Source organism: Streptomyces sp. AB3(2024), assembly GCF_041862025.1.
In the GTDB taxonomy this organism is placed as follows: Bacteria; Actinomycetota; Actinomycetes; order Streptomycetales; family Streptomycetaceae; genus Streptomyces.
Window position 1 is genome coordinate 1 of record NZ_JBGWAB010000065.1, and the last position, 20,308, is coordinate 20,308.

Genomic DNA, 20,308 nt, shown 5'->3' on the forward strand with positions numbered 1-20,308 from the left:
CATAGCGTTAGGGAAACGCCCGGTTTACATTCCGAACCCGGAAGCTAAGCCTTTCAGCGCCGATGGTACTGCAGGGGGGACCCTGTGGGAGAGTAGGACGCCGCCGAACAACCCGCCCTTTTAGCTCAGTCGGTAGAGCGTCTCCATGGTAAGGAGAAGGTCAACGGTTCGATTCCGTTAAAGGGCTCTGATAAAAAAGGCCCCCGCCATCAGGCGGGGGCCTTTTTTGCGTTGTGCCCACGACAGGGCCGGCGCCCGAAGAACAATGGCCGCATGACGACCGCCCTGATCCTCATCGACCTGATGCCCCGCATCGTCGCGCTGCCGTTGGCACCCCACACCGGGACGGAGGTCGAGGAGCGCTGCCGACGACTGGGCGAGGTGTTCCGGGCCGAGGGGCTGCCGGTGGCCGTGGTGCGGGTGGAGCGGCCGAACGTCGCGGAGCAGCCGCCGGGGAGCGGGCTCGTGGACGGGCTCCGGCAGCCGGGGGACATCGAGATCGTCAAGCGCACCGTGGGCGCCTTCCACGGGACCGGCCTGGACGAGCGGCTACGGGAGCGGGGCGTGGACACGGTCGTCGTCGCCGGTCTGGTCACCACCATGGGGGTGGAGTCGACGGCCCGAGCCGCCTGCGATCACGGCTACGACGTCGAGTTCGTCGAGGACGCCATGTCGGGGTTCGCGGCGGACGAGCACGCGTTCGCGGTGGACCGGATCTTCCCCAGGTTCGGGGCCGTCCGGACCACCGCCGACTACGTCTGAGACCGGGACGGTCAGTCGCCCGTGCGCTGGCCCGGAACGCGGAACGCCAGGATGGCCATGTCGTCCGAGGCCGGTTCCGCCGCGAAGCGCTCCACCGCCCGCAGGATGCGGGAGGCCACCGCGCCGGCGGTGAGGCCGGTGCAGGTGGTGAGGACGTCGGCCAGGCCGTCGTCGCCGAGCATGCGCGTGCCCTCGCGGCGCTCCGTCACCCCGTCTGTGACGCAGAGCAGTACGTCGCCCGGGTCGAGGGTCAGGGTCTGCTCGTAGAGGTCGAGGTCCTCGATGACACCGAGGAGCGGCTGTGGTTCGGCGGCCGGGGTGACCTCTCCGTCCGGGCGCAGGCGCAGCGGGAGCGGGTGGCCCGCGCAGACGACCTTCATCAGGGCGCCGCCGTCGGGCTGCGGGTGAAGTTCCCCGTAGAGGAGGGTGAGGAAGCGGCTGCGGGCGCCCTCGTCCAGGATGGCCGCGTTGAGGCGCTCCAGGACCGCCGGGCCGCCCAAACCCTCGCGGGCGAGCAGGCGCAGGGCGTGGCGGGCCAGGCCGGTGACGGCGGCGGCCTCGGGGCCCGTCCCGCAGACGTCGCCGATGGCGAAGCCGTACACGCCGTCGCGGATCGGGAAGACGTCGTAGAAGTCGCCGCCCACCTCGTTGCCCTCGCCGGCGGCGCGGTAGATGACCTCGACCTCCATGCCGGGGATCGCGGGGGAGCCGGGCGGCAGGAGGCTGCGCTGGAGGGAGCGGCTGATGGCGGTGCGCTCGGAGTAGAGGCGGGCGTTGTCGAGGGCCAGGGCGGCGCGGCGCGAGAGGTCGTCGGCGAGTTCGAGGATCTCCTGGCGGAAGTGCTCCTCGCTGGGCTTGCCGAGGGTGAGCAGGCCGATGACGCGGTTGCGGGCGAGGAGGGGCAGTACCACCGTCTCCCCGCCGACCGCGAGGGCGGCCTCCGCCCAGGGCCGGGCGCCGGCCTCGCGGACCGGGTCGGGCGGGCTGACCCGGGAGAGCAGGGCCTTGAGGCCGTCGATGCGTTCCTCGTCCTCGTGCAGGACGTAGGCGAGGGAGGGGTCGGAGGTCTGGTCGGCGATGGTGTAGACGGCGCACCAGGTGGCCAGGGTGGGGACGGTCATCTGGGCCATCAGGGCCAGCGTCTGGTCCCGGTCGAGGGTTCCGGCGAGCAGGTCGGAGGCCTCGACGAGGAAGGAGAGGGAGCCTCGGCGCAGCCGCTCCAGCTCGCCGAGCCGGGCGGACTCGACGGCGAGGGCGAGGCGGTCGGCGGCGAACTGGAGGCGCAGGGCCTCTTCGTTCGTGTAGCGGCCGGGGCCCTCGGCGGCCACGCCGAGGGAGCCGGTGAGCCGCCCCTCGACCTTGAGGGGGACGGTGACCACCGAGCGCATGCCGGTGGACTCCAGGAGCGGGACGGCTCCGGGCACGGCGGCGAGGTCGTCGTGGACGGCGGGCATCCGGGCCGATCCGTAGCGGCTGGCGCCGGCCTCGACGGGGACGCGGGCGAAGCGCTGCCGGGTGGAGGGCAGCCCGGTGGTGGCGCGGACCTCCAGTTCCGTCTCGTCGTCGGTGGCGAGGAGGAGGAAGGCGGCGTCGGCGTCGAGCATGTCGCGGGCCCGTTCCACGGTGCGCTGGAGCAGGCCCTCCAGATCGTCGGGGGCGGGGGAGCCGATGAACAGCTCGAAGGGGTCCGCGGCGCGCGGCTCGGTGAGCTGGCCGCCGTCGGATACGGGTACCCGGGCGGGGGTCTGGAGCAGGGCGCGCTCGTCGTCGTGGACGAGGAGGCAGACGATGGAGGGTTCGCCGTGGGCGTCGCGGACGCGCAGGTGGGAGGCGTAGACGGGGATGACGCGGCCGTCGGCGCCGCGGATGCCGTAGCTGCCCTCCCAGCGGGACAGGCGCAGGGCCTCGGCGACGCCGGTGCCGGTGCCGGGGGTCTGGGGCCAGGCGGCGAGCTCGGCGAGCGGGCGGCCCAGGGCCTTCTCGGCGGGGTGGCCGAAGATGTGCTCGGCGTCCTCGTTCCAGGCGGACACGGCGTCGGCGGAGTCGATCTGGACGACGGCCACGCGGACCCGGCTGTCGGCCAGGGGCAGCATCTGGTCGGGGACGACGGGTCCCGCGGAGCGGGTACCGACCGGCCGGTCCGGGAGGTCGAGGCGGAACCACACGTGTTTGTGGTTGGTGGTGTACTCGACGCCCCAGCGGGTGGCGAGGGCGGCGCAGAGCATCAGGCCGCGGCCGCTCTCGCGGTCGGGATCGGCGTACGGGCGCTGACCGGGGGGCTGGAGCGGGAGCTCGCGCTCCGGATAGCGGTCGGCGATCTCGACGCGTACGCCGTCCCCGGAGCGCAGGCAGAGGACCTCGGCCCGGGTGCCGGCGTGGACCACGGCGTTGGTGACGAGTTCGCTCGTCAGCACCACGGCGTCGTCGACGATGTCCGCGAAGCCCCAGCCCTGGAGCGTGTCGCGGACGAACGCGCGGGCGGCGGCGACCGAGCGCCCCTGTGGGTCGAAACTGGCAGCCGCCCGTGCCGTGATCACAAGTCTCCTTCGACGCGGTGGGACATCGGAAGCCAGGTTACTTACCTTCGTGGTCGTGAGGAGGCCGTCGTCGGGGATTCCACCCGCGGGGTGCTGCCGGTGTGCGATGGTGCCGGAGTGTTATGGCCTGGTTGGGCCGGGGTGAAACACTGGGCAGTCTTGGAGTGCCGGTCGTGGGTAGTCGGATGTCCGGTGGAACAACGGTCGACCCTTTCGGGAGGGACACGGTGGAGTCTGGCGCGGCGGTGCGGCGTACGGGAACGCGCCCGAAGGGCGGACGGTCCCGGCGGGGCGGCACGACGGAAGTCGATACCGCCGCGCTGAACCGGCTGCTCACGGCCCTGGTGTCGATGCGGGACGGGAACTTCCGCAAGCGGCTGACGGTGTCCGGCGAGGGCGAGATGGCGGAGATCGCCGCCGTCTACAACGAGGTCGCCGACCGCAACCTCCACCTGACCGGGGAACTGTCCCGGGTCCGGCGGATGGTGGGGCGCGAGGGGAAGCTGAGCGAGCGGCTGGAGACGGGTGCCTGTGAGGGCTCCTGGGCGGCCGCGATCGATGCCTCCAACCAGCTCGTGGACGATCTCGCCCGGCCGGTGTCCGAGGTGGGGAGGGTCCTGTCGGCGGTGGCCGAGGGTGACCTGGACCAGCGGATGGACCTGCGGACGCAGACCCCGGAGGGGGTCGGGCATCCGTTGCGCGGGGAGTTCCTGAAGGTCGGCCGGACGGTCAACAACCTGGTCGACCAGCTGTCGGCGTTCACCGACGAGGTGACGCGGGTGGCATTGGAGGTGGGCACCGAGGGCAAACTCGGCGGTCAGGCCCAGGTGCGCGGAATGTCCGGTTCTTGGAAGGACCTGACCGATTCCGTCAACACGATGGCGTACCGGCTCACCGCCCAGGTGCGTGACATCGCCCTCGTCACGACGGCGGTGGCGAAGGGCGATCTGTCGCGCAAGGTCACGGTGCACGTGGCCGGCGAGATGCTCCAGCTGAAGAACACCGTGAACACCATGGTGGACCAGTTGTCCTCCTTCTCCTCCGAGGTGACGCGCGTCGCCCGCGAGGTGGGTACGGAGGGCGAACTGGGCGGTCAGGCCAAGGTGCCCGGGGTCGCGGGCGTGTGGAAGGACCTGACCGACTCCGTCAACACGATGGCGGGCAACCTGACGGCCCAGGTGCGGGGCATCGCGCAGGTGACGACGGCCGTCGCGAACGGCGACCTGTCGCAGAAGGTGCGGGTCAGCGCGCGCGGAGAAGTGGCGCAGCTGGCCGAAACGATCAATCAGATGACCGAAACCCTACGGACCTTCGCGGACGAGGTCACGCGTGTGGCCAGCGAGGTCGGGGCCAAGGGTCTGCTCGGCGGCCAGGCGCAGGTGCCGGGGGCCGCAGGTACGTGGAAGGACCTCACCGATTCGGTGAACACGGTCTTCCGCAACCTCACCACTCAGGTGCGCGACATCGCGCAGGTGACGACGGCGGTGGCCAACGGCGACCTGTCGCAGAAGGTCACCGTCGATGTGGCCGGCGAGATGCTGGAGCTGAAGAACACCGTCAACACGATGGTGGACCAGCTCCAGTCCTTCGGTGCCGAAGTGACCAGGGTGGCCCGTGAGGTGGGCGTCGAGGGCGAGCTCGGCGGCCAGGCGCAGGTGCCGGGGGCCGCAGGTACGTGGAAGGACCTCACCGACTCGGTGAACACCGCCTTCCGCAACCTGACCGGGCAGGTCCGCAACATCGCGCAGGTGACGACGGCGGTGGCCAACGGCGACCTGTCGCAGAAGGTCACCGTCGACGTCTCCGGCGAGATGCTCCAGCTGAAGAACACCGTGAACACGATGGTGGACCAGCTGTCCTCCTTCGCCGACCAGGTCACGCGGATGGCCCGGGACGTGGGTACGGAGGGCCGGCTCGGCGGGCAGGCGCGGGTCGAGGGGGTGTCCGGCACCTGGAAGGAGCTGACCGACTCGGTCAACTTCATGGCCGGGAACCTGACGTCCCAGGTGCGTCAGATCGCGCAGGTCACGACGGCGGTGGCGCGCGGTGACCTGTCGCAGAAGATCGACGTGGACGCCCGGGGCGAGATCCTGGAGCTGAAGAACACCATCAACACGATGGTCGACCAGCTCTCCGCCTTCGCGGAGCAGGTGACCCGGGTGGCCCGGGACGTGGGGACGGAGGGCCGGCTCGGCGGGCAGGCGCAGGTTCCGGGAGTGGCCGGGGTCTGGCGCGATCTGACGGACTCGGTGAACGGCATGGCCGGGAACCTGACCTCGCAGGTGCGCAACATCGCGCAGGTCGCTACGGCGGTGGCGCGCGGTGACCTGTCGCAGAAGATCGACGTGGACGCCCGGGGCGAGATCCTGGAGCTGAAGAACACCCTCAACACGATGGTCGACCAGCTCTCCAACTTCGCGGAGCAGGTGACCCGGGTGGCCCGTGAGGTGGGCACCGAGGGCATCCTGGGCGGTCAGGCCGAGGTCAAGGGGGTCTCCGGGACCTGGAAGGACCTGACCCAGTCCGTCAACTTCATGGCGAACAACCTGACCTCGCAGGTGCGCAACATCGCCGAGGTGACCACGGCGGTCGCCATGGGCGACCTGTCGAAGAAGATCACGGTCGACGCCAAGGGCGAGATCCTCGAACTGGTCACCACCGTGAACACGATGGTGGACCAGCTGTCCTCCTTCGCGGAGCAGGTGACCCGGGTGGCCCGTGAGGTGGGCACCGAGGGCATCCTCGGTGGTCAGGCGCGGGTGCGCGGGGTCACGGGCATCTGGAAGGACCTCAGCGACAACGTCAACACGATGGCCGGCAACCTCACCGCCCAGGTGCGGGGGATCGCGCAGGTCTCGGCGGCCGTGGCGAACGGCGACCTGACGAAGAAGGTCACCGTCGAGGCGCGCGGCGAGGTCGCGCAGCTCGCCGACACGGTGAACACGATGGTCAAGACCCTGTCGTCCTTCGCGGACGAGGTCACGCGCGTGGCCCGTGAGGTGGGTACGGAGGGCCGCCTGGGCGGCCAGGCGCACGTCCCCGGGGTCTCCGGGACGTGGAAGGACCTCACCGACTCGGTGAACTTCATGGCCTCCAACCTGACCGGCCAGGTCCGGCAGATCGCCATGGTCACGACGGCCATCGCCAAGGGCGACATGACCAAGAAGATCGACATCGACGCGCGCGGCGAGATCCTGGAGCTCAAGACGACCATCAACACGATGGTCGACCAGCTGTCCTCCTTCGCCGACCAGGTGACCCGGGTGGCGCGCGAGGTGGGCACCGAGGGCATCCTCGGCGGCCAGGCCCGCGTCCGTGACGTGGACGGCACCTGGCGGGACCTCACGGAGTCCGTGAACGAGATGGCCGGGAACCTCACCCGGCAGGTGCGCGCCATCGCGGCCGTGGCCACCGCGGTGACCCGCGGCGACCTGAGCCTGAAGGTCGACGTGGACGCGGCGGGCGAGATCCAGGTCCTCCAGGACAACATCAACACGATGATCGTGAACCTGCGCGACACCACCCTGGCCAACAAGGAGCAGGACTGGCTCAAGGGCAACCTCGCCCGGATCTCCGCGCTGATGCAGGGCCGGCGGGAGCTGGACGACGTAGCTTCGCTGATCATGAGCGAGCTGACCCCGGTGGTCTCCGCGCAGCACGGCGCGTTCTTCCTGGCGCTGCCCACCGGCGGGAGCACCGAGATCGGGACGGACGGGCCCGGGGAGGGCTCGTACGAGCTGCGGATGCGCGGGAGTTACGCGTACGCGGGCGGTCAGATGCCCATCTCCTTCCGGCCCGGCGAGGGTCTGATCGGCACGGTCGCCGAGGAGAAGCGGACGATCCTGGTCGAGAACACCCCGCCCGGTTACCTGAAGATCTCCTCGGGGCTCGGGGAGGCCCCGCCCGCGCACGTGATCGTGCTGCCGGTGCTCTTCGAGGGGAAGGTGCTCGGCGTGATCGAGCTGGCGTCCTTCACGCCGTTCACGCAGATCCAGAAGGACTTCCTCAGCCAGATCGCCGAGATGATCGGTACGAGCGTCAACACCATCTCCGTCAACTCCAAGACGGAGATGCTCCTCAAGCAGTCGCAGGAGATGACCGAGCAGCTGCGCGAGCGTTCCGACGAGCTGGAGAACCGTCAGAAGGCCCTGCAGGCGGCCAACGCGGAGCTGGAGGAGAAGGCCGAGCTGCTGGCGCAGCAGAACCGGGACATCGAGGTGAAGAACACCGAGATCGAGGAGGCCCGGCAGGTCCTGGAGGAGCGCGCCGAGCAGCTCGCGGTCTCCATGCGGTACAAGAGCGAGTTCCTGGCGAACATGTCGCACGAGCTGCGGACCCCGCTCAACTCGCTGCTGATCCTGGCCAAGCTGCTCGCCGACAACGCCGACGAGAACCTCTCGCCGAAGCAGGTGGAGTTCGCCGAGACCATCCACGGCGCGGGCTCGGACCTGCTCCAGCTGATCAACGACATCCTCGACCTGTCGAAGGTCGAGGCGGGCAAGATGGACGTCTCGCCGACGCGGATCGCGCTGGTGCAGCTCGTCGACTACGTCGAGGCCACCTTCCGGCCGCTGACGGCGGAGAAGGGGCTCGACTTCTCGGTACGGGTCTCCCCGGAGCTGCCCGCCACCCTGCACACCGACGAGCAGCGACTGCTCCAGGTGCTGCGCAACCTCCTGTCGAACGCGGTGAAGTTCACCGACAACGGGGCGGTGGAGCTGGTGATCCGGCCCGCGGGCGGCGATGTGCCGGCGGCGATCCGGGAGCAGCTGCTGGAGGCCGGCTCGCTGCGCGAGGCGGACGCCGACCTGATCGCCTTCTCGGTGACCGACACCGGGATCGGGATCGCGGCGAGCAAGATGCTGGTGATCTTCGAGGCGTTCAAGCAGGCCGACGGGACCACGAGCCGGAAGTACGGCGGTACGGGCCTCGGTCTGTCGATCAGCCGGGAGATCGCCCGGCTGCTGGGCGGGGAGATCCACGCGGCCAGCGAGCCCGGCCGCGGATCCACGTTCACGCTGTACCTGCCGCTGCACCCGAGCGAACTGCCGCCGCAGGGGTACGCGCCGCCCACGCCGGGCGGGGCCCGCGGGGAGTACCGCAGGGCCGCCGACGGGGCGCGTCCCGCGCCCCAGCCGGTTCCGGCGGTGCCCGCCCCGCTCGCGCAGGCGCCGGTGCGCCAGGCGCTCCCGGCGGCGGAACCCGCCGGGCAGGGCTCGTCGGCGCTCTTCCGGCGGCGCCGCAAGCAGCTGACCGACGCGATGCCGCGCACCGAGGTGCCGGGGCAGCCGTACGGGGAGGGCTGGGAGACCGAGGAGCCGGCTCCGGCGGCGCCGCGGACGTACGACTTCCACGGGGAGCGGGTGCTCATCGTCGACGACGACGTGCGCAACGTCTTCGCCCTGACGAGCGTGCTGGAGCAGCACGGGCTCGCGGTGCTCTACGCCGAGAACGGGCGGGAGGGCATCGAGGTCCTGGAGCAGCACGACGACGTGTCCCTGGTCCTGATGGACATCATGATGCCGGAGATGGACGGGTACGCGACGACGTCCGCGATCCGGCGCATGCCGCAGTTCGCGGGCCTGCCGATCATCGCGCTCACGGCGAAGGCGATGAAGGGGGACCGGGAGAAGGCCATCGACTCCGGGGCTTCCGACTACGTCACCAAGCCGGTCGAACCCGACTACCTCCTGTCGGTGATGGAGCAGCACATGCGCGGAGACTGATCGGCGGGCGGGCGGTGACCGGAGGGCACGGGGGGAACCTTCTGCCCTCCCGTCACGTTTCCGCTTCGTGCACAGTGACATCTTGGTGACAGGGTGTGGCGATCTCGGGACTGGGGCTACGATGACCGGCACAAGGACGGACGGCGCAAGGATGCCGTCCTCTGGGGCGGGGCCCGGCGCGCATGCCGGAGCCAGGAGCCGGGGAGGCCCCATGCCGGGGCGAGGAGGACAGGGCATGGTGCAGAAGGCCAAGATCCTCCTGGTCGACGACAGGCCGGAGAATCTGCTGGCGCTGGAGGCCATCCTCTCCGCGCTCGATCAGACACTGGTCCGGGCGTCGTCGGGGGAGGAAGCGCTCAAAGCGCTGCTGACGGACGATTTCGCGGTCATCCTGCTGGATGTCCAGATGCCGGGCATGGACGGATTCGAAACGGCCGCGCACATCAAGCGGCGCGAACGGACCCGGGATATCCCGATCATCTTCCTCACCGCGATCAATCACGGTCCGCACCACACCTTCCGCGGTTACGCGGCGGGCGCGGTGGACTACATCTCGAAGCCGTTCGACCCGTGGGTGCTGCGCGCCAAGGTCTCGGTCTTCGTCGAGCTCTACACCAAGAACTGCCAACTGCGGGAGCAGGCGGCCCTGCTGCGCCTGCAGCTTGAGGGCGGCGGCTCCCACAACGGCGACGGCCGCAAGGAGACCGCCGGGCTGCTGGCCGAGCTCTCCGCGCGGCTCGCCGCGGTCGAGGAGCAGGCCGAGGCCCTGACCAAGCAGCTCGGCGAGGACGAGGCCGATGCCGCGGTCGTGGCCACCGCCGCGCACCTGGAGCGCAAGCTGACCGGGCTGCGCCGGGCCCTGGACGCCCTGGAACCGGGCGCCGGCGGCGGGGCGCCGATGCTGCCCGCCCAGGGCTGACGGACGGCGGGGCGCGCGGCGCCGTGCCGCCGACGGGCCCGAGGTCCGCAAGCGGTGCTTCCGTGACGGTGCCTGGCCGGGTGTCAGGTGTGCCGGTACGTCAAAGCGCCTACGGACGGGGCGACACGAACGGGTGAAGGGGTGGGCACGCGTGTCCACCGGGGTGCGCACCGGTAATCTCGGGCCCATGGCCTCAAGTACGTCCGGCAAGGGTTCCCAGAGCACCGCGGGCACCGCGAAGGGCCGCACCGGCCGTACGACGGCGCCGGCGAAGAAGGCGGCTCCCGCCCGCAAGCCTCCCGCGAAGAAGGCCGCGGCGGCCAAGCGGCCCCCGGTCAAGAAGGTCGCCGCCAAACCGGCGGCGTCCCCCACGGGGGGCGTGCTGCGGCTCGTGCGCGCCTGCTGGCTCGGTCTCGCGCACGCCATCGGCGCGGTCCTGCGCGGGCTCGGCCGCGGCGCGAAGAACCTCGACCCCGCGCACCGCAAGGACGGGGTCGCGCTGCTGTTGCTGGCCCTGGCGCTGATCGTCGCCGCCGGGACCTGGTCGAACCTGAGCGGGCCCGTCGGGGACCTGGTCACGATGCTGGTCACCGGCGCGTTCGGGCGCCTGGACCTGCTCGTGCCGGTGCTGCTGGGCGTCATGGCGGTGCGGTTCATCCGCCACCCCGAGCAGACCGACGCCAACGGCCGCATCGGCGTCGGCCTGACCGCCCTGGTCATCGGTGTCCTCGGGCTGGTCCACATCGCCTGCGGGGCGCCGGGCCGCGACGAGGGCACCACCGCGATGCAGAACGCGGGCGGGCTGATCGGCTGGGGTGCCTCCAAGCCGCTGATCTTCACCATGGGCGCGCCGCTGGCCGTGCCGATGCTGGTGCTGCTCACCGTGTTCGGGCTGCTCGTGGTCACCGCGACCCCGGTCAACGCGATCCCGCAGCGGCTGCGGGCGCTCGGGATCCGGCTCGGGATCATCGCGCCGAACGAGTACGACGAGAGGTACGCCGAGCAGGAGGCCGCCGGGCGCCGGGACCGCCACGACGCCGAGCAGTGGCGGGCCCGCACCGGGGCTCTCGCGGGCCCCGGCGGACCGAGTGGTCCGGACGATCCCGCCGACGCCGCCGAGGAAGCGGCGTTGGCCCGGCGGCGCAGGCCGCGGCGCACCGCCGCGCGGCCCGGCGGGCGGGAGATGGACGCGGTCGACGTGGCCGCGGCGGCCGCCGCCGCGCTGGACGGGGTGGTCTACGGGGGGCTGCCCCCGTCCCCGCTGGTCGCCGACCTCACCCAGGGGATCTCCGTGGAGCGCGAGGGCGTCGAGGTCACCGCTCCGGTGCCGCCCGCCCGCGAGGAGCGGCCCGCGGCCTCCGCCTCCGCGGCCTCCGTCGCGCCCGTCGTCCCGGCCGGGGCCGAGGCGCCGCACGAGCGCACCGCCGCGGCCTCCGGGACCCTGTCGGTGCCCGACCTGACGAAGGCGCCGCCGGAGGCCCAGCCGCTGCCGCCCCGCGCCGAACAGCTCCAGCTGCGCGGGGACATCACGTACGCACTGCCTTCGCTGGACCTGCTGGAGAAGGGCGGGCCCGGCAAGACCCGCAGCGCCGCCAACGACTCGGTGGTCGCCGCGCTGACGAACGTCTTCACCGAGTTCAAGGTCGACGCGCAGGTCACCGGCTTCACCCGGGGCCCGACGGTCACCCGCTACGAGGTGACGCTCGGCGCCGCCGTGAAGGTCGAGCGGATCACGGCGCTGGCGAAGAACATCGCCTACGCCGTGGCCTCTCCGGACGTGCGGATCATCAGCCCGATCCCCGGCAAGTCGGCGGTCGGCATCGAGATCCCGAACACCGACCGGGAGATGGTCAACCTCGGCGACGTGCTGCGCCTGGCCGACGCCGCCGAGGACGACCACCCGATGCTGGTCGCGCTCGGCAAGGACGTCGAGGGCGGCTACGTCATGGCCAACCTCGCGAAGATGCCGCACGTGCTGGTCGCCGGCGCCACCGGCTCCGGCAAGTCCTCCTGCATCAACTGCCTGATCACCTCGATCATGGTGCGGGCGACGCCGGACGACGTGCGGATGGTGCTCGTCGACCCCAAGCGCGTCGAGCTCACCGCGTACGAGGGCATCCCGCACCTGATCACGCCGATCATCACCAACCCCAAACGGGCCGCCGAGGCCCTCCAGTGGGTGGTGCGCGAGATGGACCTGCGCTACGACGACCTGGCGGCCTTCGGCTACCGGCACATCGACGACTTCAACCGGGCGATCCGGGACGGCAAGATCAAGCTCCCGCCGGGCAGCGAGCGGGAGCTCAGCCCGTACCCGTACCTGCTGGTGATCGTCGACGAGCTCGCCGACCTGATGATGGTGGCCCCGCGCGACGTCGAGGACTCGATCGTCCGCATCACCCAGCTCGCCCGCGCGGCCGGCATCCACCTGGTGCTCGCCACCCAGCGGCCCTCGGTGGACGTGGTCACCGGCCTGATCAAGGCGAACGTGCCCTCGCGGCTCGCCTTCGCCACCTCCTCGCTCGCCGACAGCCGGGTCATCCTGGACCAGCCCGGCGCCGAGAAGCTGATCGGCAAGGGTGACGGACTGTTCCTGCCGATGGGGGCGAACAAGCCGGTCCGCCTCCAGGGCGCCTTCGTCACCGAGGACGAGATCGCCGGGATCGTGCAGCACTGCAAGGACCAGATGGCGCCCGTCTTCCGGGACGACGTGACCGTCGGGCAGAAGCAGAAGAGGGAGATCGACGAGGAGATCGGCGACGACCTCGACCTGCTGTGCCAGGCGGCGGAGCTGGTGGTCTCCACCCAGTTCGGCTCCACCTCCATGCTCCAGCGCAAGCTGCGCGTGGGCTTCGCGAAGGCCGGCCGGCTCATGGACCTGATGGAGTCCCGGGGCGTGGTCGGTGCGAGCGAGGGCTCCAAGGCGCGTGACGTCCTGGTCAAACCCGACGAACTCGACGCGATCCTCGCGGTGATCCGGGGCCAGGACGCACCCTAGAACGGGGATCCGTCAGGCTCACCCGACCGTATGGGATCGGCGGGCAACCGTTTCCCCCGGGCGTGCGTCAAGTTGAGGGAGGCAGCGGCGGGTGTTCCCGAAGCCATTCGGATGGCGTAGGGAGTGCACCCCTCCGGTTGCCCCACCCTTTCGTCACCCCCCTAGACTGGGAAGCCAGCAGGTGGCTACACGCTCGAAAGGCGCCCTCGTGTCCATCGGCAACTCCAACTCCCCCGAAGAAGAGCGTCCTTCGACCGACGACCGGTCCGAGGACCGCATCGTCGAACCTTCCGTCGAAGGACCGTCCATCGGGACGGCCCTCAAGAAGGCCCGGATCGCCGCCGGGCTGACAGTCGACGAGGTCAGTTCCACCACCCGCGTGCGCATCCCGATCGTGCACGCGATCGAAGAGGACGATTTCACGCGGTGCGGCGGCGACGTCTACGCCCGCGGCCACATCCGTACGCTCGCCCGCGCCGTGCACATCGATCCGGCACCCCTGATCGACAGCTACGACGCGGCCCACGGCGGCCGGCCGGCACCCACCCCCGCCGCGCCGATGTTCGAAGCCGAGCGGATCCGACCCGAACGGCAGCGGCCCAACTGGACCGCCGCCATGGTCGCCGCCATCGTCGCCGTGATCGGCTTCGTCGGCTTCACCGCCTTCAGCGGCGGCGGCGACGGTCAGGGCAAGCGGCCGGTGGCGGAAGGTTCCGCCGCTCCGAAGTCCGCACTCAAGCAGCCCGCGGGCAAGCCGGCCGCCCAGCCCCAGCAGACCCCGTCGGCACCCAAGCCGGAGCCCTCCGACAGCGCCATCGCCGCGGCCCCCAAGGACCTCGTCACGGTCGTCCTGACGGCCGACACCGGCGAGAGCTGGATCTCCGCGAAGGACCACAGCGGCCGGCTGCTCTTCGACGGAACCCTCGCGCAGGGCGAGTCGAAGACCTTCACGGACAAGGAGTCCGTGGACCTGGTGCTCGGCGACGCCGGGGTCGTCAAGCTGTTCGTGAACGGCAAGGAGATCAAGGAGCGCTTCCAGGCCGGTCAGGTGGAACGTCTCACCTACACCAAGGACGACCCGCGCCAGGGCCAGGCCCAGGCGGGCTGACCAGCGCGGAATAAAAAGTTCCAGATCCCCGGGATCCCGCGCGGCACCTGCCGCCGGCCCCGGGGATCTTGTTCTGGGGGGACTTGGGCGGGGGCCCGCGTCCGGACGAAGTAGTCTTGAGTCCATGCCCGAACGCCGTACCGTCGCCCTTGTCACTCTTGGCTGCGCCCGTAACGAGGTGGACTCGGAGGAGCTCGCAGGCCGCTTGGCGGCGGATGGCTGGGAGCTCGTCGAGGACGCCGCCGACGCGGACGTAGCCGTCGTCAACACCTGTGGCTTCGTCGAAGCCGCCAAGAAGGACTCCGTAGACGCCCTGCTGGAAGCCAACGATCTCAAGGATCACGGCAAGACCCAGGCCGTCGTCGCCGTCGGCTGTATGGCCGAGCGCTACGGCAAGGAACTCGCCGAAGCGCTCCCCGAGGCCGACGGGGTCCTCGGCTTCGACGACTACGCCGACATCTCCGACCGCCTCCAGACCATCCTCAACGGGGGCGTCCACGCCTCCCACACCCCGCGCGACCGGCGCAAGCTGCTGCCGATCAGCCCGGCGGAACGCCAGGACACCGCGGTGGCCCTGCCCGGACACGCCCAGGAGCCCGAGGCCGCCCCGGCGGACCTCCCCGAGGGCCTCGCGCCCGCCTCCGGGCCGCGCGCCCCGCTGCGCCGCCGCCTCGACAAGAGCCCGGTCGCCTCGGTCAAGCTCGCCTCCGGCTGCGACCGCCGCTGCTCCTTCTGCGCCATCCCGTCCTTCCGCGGCTCCTTCATCTCCCGCCGCCCCAGCGACGTGCTGGGCGAGACGCGCTGGCTCGCCGAGCAGGGCGTCAAGGAGATCATGCTGGTCTCCGAGAACAACACCTCGTACGGCAAGGACCTCGGCGACATCCGCCTGCTGGAGACCCTGCTGCCCGAGCTGGCCGAGGTGGACGGCATCGAGCGCGTCCGCGTCAGCTACCTTCAGCCCGCCGAGATGCGGCCCGGCCTGATCGACGTGCTCACCTCGACCCCCAAGGTCGTGCCGTACTTCGACCTGTCCTTCCAGCACTCGGCCCCCGACGTGCTGCGCGCCATGCGCCGCTTCGGTGACACCGACCGCTTCCTGGAGCTGCTGGACACCATCCGCAGCAAGGCCCCGCAGGCCGGCGTCCGGTCCAACTTCATCGTCGGCTTCCCCGGCGAGACGGAGTCGGACTTCGCCGAGCTGGAGCGTTTCCTCACCCACGCCCGCCTCGACGCCATCGGCGTCTTCGGCTACTCCGACGAGGACGGTACCGAGGCCGTCGGCTACGAGAACAAGCTGGACGCGGACACCATCGCCGAGCGCCTCGCGCACATGCAGCGGCTCGCCGAGGAGCTCACCTCCCAGCGCGCCGAGGAGCGGATCGGGGAGACCTTGGAGGTCCTCGTCGAGACGGTCGTGCCGCTGGACGAGGCGGAGGAGGGCGAGGGCGCCTACGGGCGCGCCGCCCACCAGGCGCCCGAGACGGACGGCCAGGTGGTCTTCACGGACGGCGCGGGTCTGGTGCCGGGGCGTATCGTCACGGCCAAGGTGGTCGGAACGCTGGGTGTGGACCTGGTGGCGGAGCCCCTGGACCTGCACCTTGAGGAGGAGGCCGGATGACCGGAGTCCCGGCATCGGCGGCGGGCGGGACCGGCCGCCGGCCCACGCCCGGCGCGAAGCTCGGGACTGCGGCCGTCAATCAGGCCAGCCTCTGGAACATCGCCAACATCCTGACGATGATCCGGCTCGTGCTCGTGCCGGGATTCGTCCTGCTGCTGCTCGCCGACGGGGGCTACGACCCCGTCTGGCGGGCGCTGGCCTGGGCGGCCTTCGCCGTCGCCATGATCACGGACATCTTCGACGGGCACCTGGCCCGGACGTACAACCTGGTCACGGACTTCGGGAAGATCGCCGACCCCATCGCCGACAAGGCGATCATGGGGTCGGCCCTGGTGTGTCTGTCCTGGCTCGGCGACCTGCCCTGGTGGGTGACGGCGGTGATCCTCGGGCGCGAGCTCGGGATCACGCTGATGCGCTTCTGGGTGATCCGGTACGGAGTGATTCCTGCCAGCCGGGGCGGCAAGCTCAAGACCCTGGCCCAGGGCACCGCCGTGGGCATGTACGTGCTCGCCCTGACCGGGCCGCTGGCGACCATGCGGTTCTGGGTGATGGGGGTCGCCGTCGTGCTGACCGTGGTCACCGGCCTGGACTACGTCCGGCAGGCCGTGGTGCTGCGCCGGGCCGGGCTGGCGGAGGAGCGGGCCGCGAAGTGACGTACGGGGCGGGGGACGCGCCGGAGACCTCCGGAGCGGCGGAAGACGCGGCGGAGACGGCCGGCGTGGCCGGGGACGTGCTGCGGATGCTTGCGGAGCGTGACCAGACGCTCGCGGTGGCGGAGTCGCTGACCGGCGGCATGGTCGCCGCCGAGATCACGGCGGTGCCGGGGGCCTCGCGCTCCTTCCTCGGCTCGGTCACGGCGTACGCCACGGAACTCAAGCACCGGGTCCTCGGGGTGGACGCGGCGCTGCTCGCGGCCGAAGGCGCGGTGAACGCGCAGGTCGCAGTCGAGATGGCGAGCGGAGTGCGGAGCCTGACGGGTGCATCGTGGGGGATCGCGACCACCGGAGTGGCCGGTCCGGACCCTCAGGACGGGCAGCCGGTGGGCACGGTTTTCATCGCCGTGGCCGGCCCTGCGGGCAGGAAATCGGCCCGGCTGCGGTTGAACGGCTCCCGTGCGGAAATTCGTAGGGAGAGTGCACGGACAGTGCTCGAACTCCTCTCAAGCGAACTCCGCGAGAATCTGCGGGGGCAGGATACGGAACGGAACGGGGGGATTTGATGTTTGCAGCCCTGAGTGAACACGACATCGCTCCCCGCACGGCCGCGGCGCGAGGCGGTACGGTGGGGCGTGAAGGTTACGGCTACACGGTCAGAGGAGGGAGCCACCGATGATTCTGCTCCGTCGCCTGCTGGGTGACGTGCTGCGTCGGCAGCGCCAGCGCCAGGGCCGTACTCTGCGCGAAGTCTCCTCGTCCGCCCGAGTTTCGCTCGGCTATCTCTCCGAGGTGGAGCGGGGGCAGAAGGAGGCATCCTCCGAGCTGCTCTCCGCGATCTGCGACGCGTTGGACGTACGGATGTCCGAGCTGATGCGCGAAGTCAGTGACGAGCTGTCGCTGGCGGAGCTTGCGCAGTCGGCCGCCGCAAGCGAACCGGTGCCGGCACCGGTGCGCCCGATGCTCAATTCGGTTTCCGTGGCCTCGGTCACGGGCGGACCGGAGCGGGTGACCATCAAGGCGCCCGTGGAAGCGGTGAACGTCGTCGCCGCTTGAGCGCGAGTCAAGCATGTGAGCGTGGCGGGAGCCCCGGAGGGTGCGTGAGCACCGGCCGGGGCTCTTTGCCGTCCGGGGGCCGGTGGGGCGAAGCGGCGGGCGTTCTGGGTGCGGGGGCCGCGGTCCTGCGGGAGGATGGGCCCGTCCCCGATCAGGCCCTTCCCCGGACTCCGTCCGGGGGGACCCCGTGGAGGTGGCCGTGCGGCGGTTGCTCATACCCCTCGCCCTGGCAGTGGGCGTCCTCTGGTGGTGGGCCGTGCTGCGGCTCGCGCTGGCGCCCGAGGACACCGGGCCCGTGGAGGGTGCCGTGGCGGTGGGCGGATGGGGGCTGGGGCTCCTGCCGGTGCACTGCACGGGGCAGATCCCCGTACGCAGGGCCCGGGCGGCCGCAGGGGCTGCCGGGGCGTCGGCCGCCGCGGTGGGGCAGCGGCTCACCAGGGCATCGATACTCCGCCGTTCGGACGAAGGATCTGGCCCGTCGTGAAGGACGAGGCGTCGCAGGCCAGGTAGAGCACCGCCTGGGCGATGTCCTCGGGCTCCCCGACCCGGCGCAGCGGGGACATCCGGACCATGGCCTCCTCCGTCCGCTGCTGGACCTCGGCGCCGTGCCGGCCGGTCATGGGGGTGCGGATCCAGCCCGGGGCGACGGCGTTGACGCGGATGCCGTGCGGGCCGGCCTCGGTCGCGAGGGTCTTCGTGAGCTGGACCACGGCGGCCTTGGCGGCGCTGTAGCAGAGCAGCCCCGGCTGGGCGGCGTCCACGGCGCCGGAGGCCATGGTGACCACCGAGCCGGGGCGGCCGGCGGCGATCATGGCGCTGACGGCCTCCTGGCAGGTGCGCAGCACCCCTTTGAAGTTGATGTCCAGGATCCGGTCGAGGTCCTCGTCGGTGGTCTCCAGGACGCTGCTGGTGTGCATCACGCCGGCGATGGCGGCGGCGATGTCCAGCGGTCCGGCCGCGGCGACGGCGGCCCGCAGCGCGGCGCGGTCGGTGACGTCGAGGGGGTGGGCGGTGGCGGTGCCGCCACTCTTGGCGATCAGGGCCGCGGTCTCCACGAGGCCCGGCTCGTCGCGGTCCGCGCAGTGCACGACGGCGCCGGCGCGGGCGAGGAGGAGGGCGGTGGCGCGGCCTATCCCGCTCGCGGCTCCGGTGACGAGCGCGGTGCGGCCGGTGAGGTCGTACGGGCTGGGTGTGGGCATGCAGGGACCGTACGAGCGGATCTGACGGGCCGTCAACTAGTGCGTCGGAGCCGGGCCGGATTGGCAGCTCGGGCACCAGTACGCGGGTCGGCCGTCCTGTACGCCCTCGCGCACCGGGGTGCCGCAGCGCAGGCAGGGACGCCGGGCGCGGCCGTAGACGAACAGCTCCCGGCCGGGGCGGCGGCTGCCGGTGGTGTTGCGGCGCCGGGGCCGCGCGGGGTCGCCGGTGTTCGCGGCCAGCAGGCGCTGCGCGGCGGCGGCCAGGCGGGGGAGGGTGACCGGCGGGTCGGGGAGTTCCCCGACCGGGGTCCAGGGGGTGGCCCGGGCGAGGAAGCAGAGCTCGGCCTTGTAGATGTTGCCGATGCCCGCCAGGTTGCGCTGGTCGAGCAGGGCCTCGCCCAGGGGTCGTGCGGGGTCGGCGAGGAGGTTGGCCGCCGCCCCGGCGGGGTTCCAGTCGGGGCCGAGCGGGTCGGGGCCGAGGTGGCCCACCACGCGGTCCTCGTCGGTGGTGCGGAGCAGTTCGAGGACGGGCAGGCGGTAGCCGACGGCGGTGGCGTCGGCGGTGGCCAGGACCGCCCGGATCTCGTGTGCGGGGCCGCCGCGCCACTTCTGGCCGGGGGCGAAGACGTACCAGGCGCCGTCCATGCGCAGGTGGCTGTGGAGGGTGAGGCCGCTGTCGAGGCGGGTCAGGAGGTGCTTGCCGCGCGGGGTGACGTCGAGGACCGTGTGCCCGGTGAGGTCGGCGGTGGCGAAACGGGGGACGCGCAGGTCCGCGTGGGTGAGGCGCTTGCCCGCGAGGGCGGCGTGCAGGCGGGCCGCGACGCGGTGGACGCTGTCTCCTTCGGGCATGCGGCCATTGTCGCGCCGCCGGCCCGGGGAACGCGGAACCCCCTGGGCGGGATGGCCGCCGCAGGGGGTTCGCGGATCAGGAGGCGTGAGGGCCTGATGGGCCGCTCATCACTTCCAGGTGAGGCCCTTCTGGGCGGGGCTGCTCAGGTTGTTGTACGGGTCGCCCCAGTACTCGGCGCCGGTGACCTTGGCGCCGGTCGGCGCGAGCGCGATGGCGCAGGAGGTCTGGGTCTTGCCGTTGGTGAAGCCCTGCGGCAGGGATTCGTTCGGGCACTTCTCGAACTTGCCGATGGTCAGCAGGACGCCGGACTCGGCGCCGCCGTCGAGCAGGCCCTTGATGTGGCCGACGCTGGCGAAGGACAGGTCCGACGTACCGGTGTTCTTGACCGTGTAGTGGATGTAGAAGGGCGTCTGGCCCTTCACCTTGTCGGCGACGTTCAGGGGCGCCAGGTCGGCCGGGTTTCCCGCGTCGATGCTGGTGACCGTGAGGGCGAGCTGGCCGGTCTTGCCGCCGGAGGTGAACGGGACCGTCGCCGCCTCGCCGATCTTGAAGGCCTGGCCCGACTTGGCCACCGCGCCGCTGCCGCCGGCGGCGGGTGCGCCGCTGGAGCCGGCGGAGCCGCCCGCGGACGGGGAACCGGCCGGGGAGCTGGCGTAGCCGGAGGGCTGGCCCGCCGGCTGCGAGGGCTGGCTGGACGGGGCCGCCGGGGTGATCTCCTCGTTGCCGTCCTTGCAGCCCGTCAGGACCAGGCTCGCGGCGACGGCGAGGCCGGCCGCGACCACGGTGGTCTTGCGCATGCTGATGGTGCTCACTGTTCTTCTCCCCCATGACTGTGCACCGCCAATGCGGTGCCTGTGATCACCTTTGATAAGCCATGAATAA

At 71.4% G+C, this 20,308-nt stretch carries 13 protein-coding genes, 1 tRNA gene and 1 rRNA gene; 11 read left to right on the forward strand and 4 right to left on the reverse strand.

The genetic code is table 11. From position 1 onward, the window contains the following. From rrf to ACEPPI_RS23640, 3 genes are all read left to right on the forward strand, one after another. A 5S ribosomal RNA gene (rrf, locus tag ACEPPI_RS23630) occupies window positions 1-109 on the forward strand; the annotation flags it as partial. Between the two features lie 5 nt (window positions 110-114). Next, a tRNA-Thr gene (locus ACEPPI_RS23635) sits at window positions 115-187 on the forward strand. Between the two features lie 86 nt (window positions 188-273). Beyond that, window positions 274-762, forward strand: a complete 489-nt coding sequence (locus ACEPPI_RS23640) for an isochorismatase family protein (RefSeq protein WP_373917257.1) — start codon at window positions 274-276, stop codon at window positions 760-762. A gap of 11 nt (window positions 763-773) precedes the next feature. Here the strand turns inward: ACEPPI_RS23640 and ACEPPI_RS23645 are convergent, their stop codons facing one another. Continuing rightward, window positions 774-3,299, reverse strand: coding sequence for a SpoIIE family protein phosphatase (locus ACEPPI_RS23645; RefSeq protein WP_373917258.1), 2,526 nt, complete (start codon window positions 3,297-3,299; stop codon window positions 774-776). Window positions 3,300-3,484: 185 nt separating this feature from the next. Between ACEPPI_RS23645 and ACEPPI_RS23650 the strand changes: the two genes are divergently transcribed. The 8 genes from ACEPPI_RS23650 to ACEPPI_RS23685 all read left to right on the forward strand — a co-directional run bounded on the left by ACEPPI_RS23650 (window position 3,485) and on the right by ACEPPI_RS23685 (window position 17,377). Next, a complete protein-coding gene (locus ACEPPI_RS23650; RefSeq protein ID WP_373917259.1) occupies window positions 3,485-9,025 on the forward strand; it encodes a HAMP domain-containing protein in 5,541 nt (1,846 codons plus the stop codon). Between the two features lie 235 nt (window positions 9,026-9,260). Continuing rightward, the gene (locus ACEPPI_RS23655) at window positions 9,261-9,944 is read left to right on the forward strand and encodes a two-component system response regulator (RefSeq protein ID WP_373917260.1); all 684 of its coding nucleotides are present in this window, start codon (window positions 9,261-9,263) and stop codon (window positions 9,942-9,944) included. A gap of 187 nt (window positions 9,945-10,131) precedes the next feature. Then, window positions 10,132-12,942, forward strand: coding sequence for a DNA translocase FtsK (locus ACEPPI_RS23660; protein ID WP_373917261.1), 2,811 nt, complete (start codon window positions 10,132-10,134; stop codon window positions 12,940-12,942). 208 nt (window positions 12,943-13,150) lie between these two features. Continuing rightward, window positions 13,151-14,050, forward strand: coding sequence for a helix-turn-helix domain-containing protein (locus ACEPPI_RS23665; protein WP_373917262.1), 900 nt, complete (start codon window positions 13,151-13,153; stop codon window positions 14,048-14,050). Between the two features lie 124 nt (window positions 14,051-14,174). Beyond that, the gene (gene rimO, locus ACEPPI_RS23670; RefSeq protein ID WP_373917263.1) at window positions 14,175-15,668 is read left to right on the forward strand and encodes a 30S ribosomal protein S12 methylthiotransferase RimO; all 1,494 of its coding nucleotides are present in this window, start codon (window positions 14,175-14,177) and stop codon (window positions 15,666-15,668) included. Then, the gene (pgsA, locus tag ACEPPI_RS23675; RefSeq protein WP_373917264.1) at window positions 15,665-16,321 is read left to right on the forward strand and encodes a CDP-diacylglycerol--glycerol-3-phosphate 3-phosphatidyltransferase; all 657 of its coding nucleotides are present in this window, start codon (window positions 15,665-15,667) and stop codon (window positions 16,319-16,321) included. Before rimO ends, pgsA begins: the two co-directional genes overlap by 4 nt. Window positions 16,322-16,407: 86 nt before the next feature. Continuing rightward, window positions 16,408-16,887, forward strand: a complete 480-nt coding sequence (locus ACEPPI_RS23680) for a CinA family protein (protein ID WP_373917283.1) — start codon at window positions 16,408-16,410, stop codon at window positions 16,885-16,887. Between the two features lie 109 nt (window positions 16,888-16,996). Further along, window positions 16,997-17,377: a helix-turn-helix domain-containing protein gene (locus ACEPPI_RS23685; protein ID WP_007266936.1), complete on the forward strand. Its 381-nt coding sequence runs from the start codon at window positions 16,997-16,999 to the stop codon at window positions 17,375-17,377. Between the two features lie 431 nt (window positions 17,378-17,808). Here the strand turns inward: ACEPPI_RS23685 and ACEPPI_RS23690 are convergent, their stop codons facing one another. The 3 genes from ACEPPI_RS23690 to ACEPPI_RS23700 form a co-directional block, all read right to left on the reverse strand. Continuing rightward, window positions 17,809-18,576: an SDR family NAD(P)-dependent oxidoreductase gene (locus ACEPPI_RS23690; protein ID WP_373917265.1), complete on the reverse strand. Its 768-nt coding sequence runs from the start codon at window positions 18,574-18,576 to the stop codon at window positions 17,809-17,811. A 36-nt stretch (window positions 18,577-18,612) separates the two neighbouring features. After that, window positions 18,613-19,425: an Fpg/Nei family DNA glycosylase gene (locus ACEPPI_RS23695; RefSeq protein WP_373917266.1), complete on the reverse strand. Its 813-nt coding sequence runs from the start codon at window positions 19,423-19,425 to the stop codon at window positions 18,613-18,615. 108 nt (window positions 19,426-19,533) lie between these two features. Next, window positions 19,534-20,238, reverse strand: coding sequence for a hypothetical protein (locus tag ACEPPI_RS23700; RefSeq protein WP_373917267.1), 705 nt, complete (start codon window positions 20,236-20,238; stop codon window positions 19,534-19,536). Window positions 20,239-20,308: the final 70 nt, after the last annotated feature.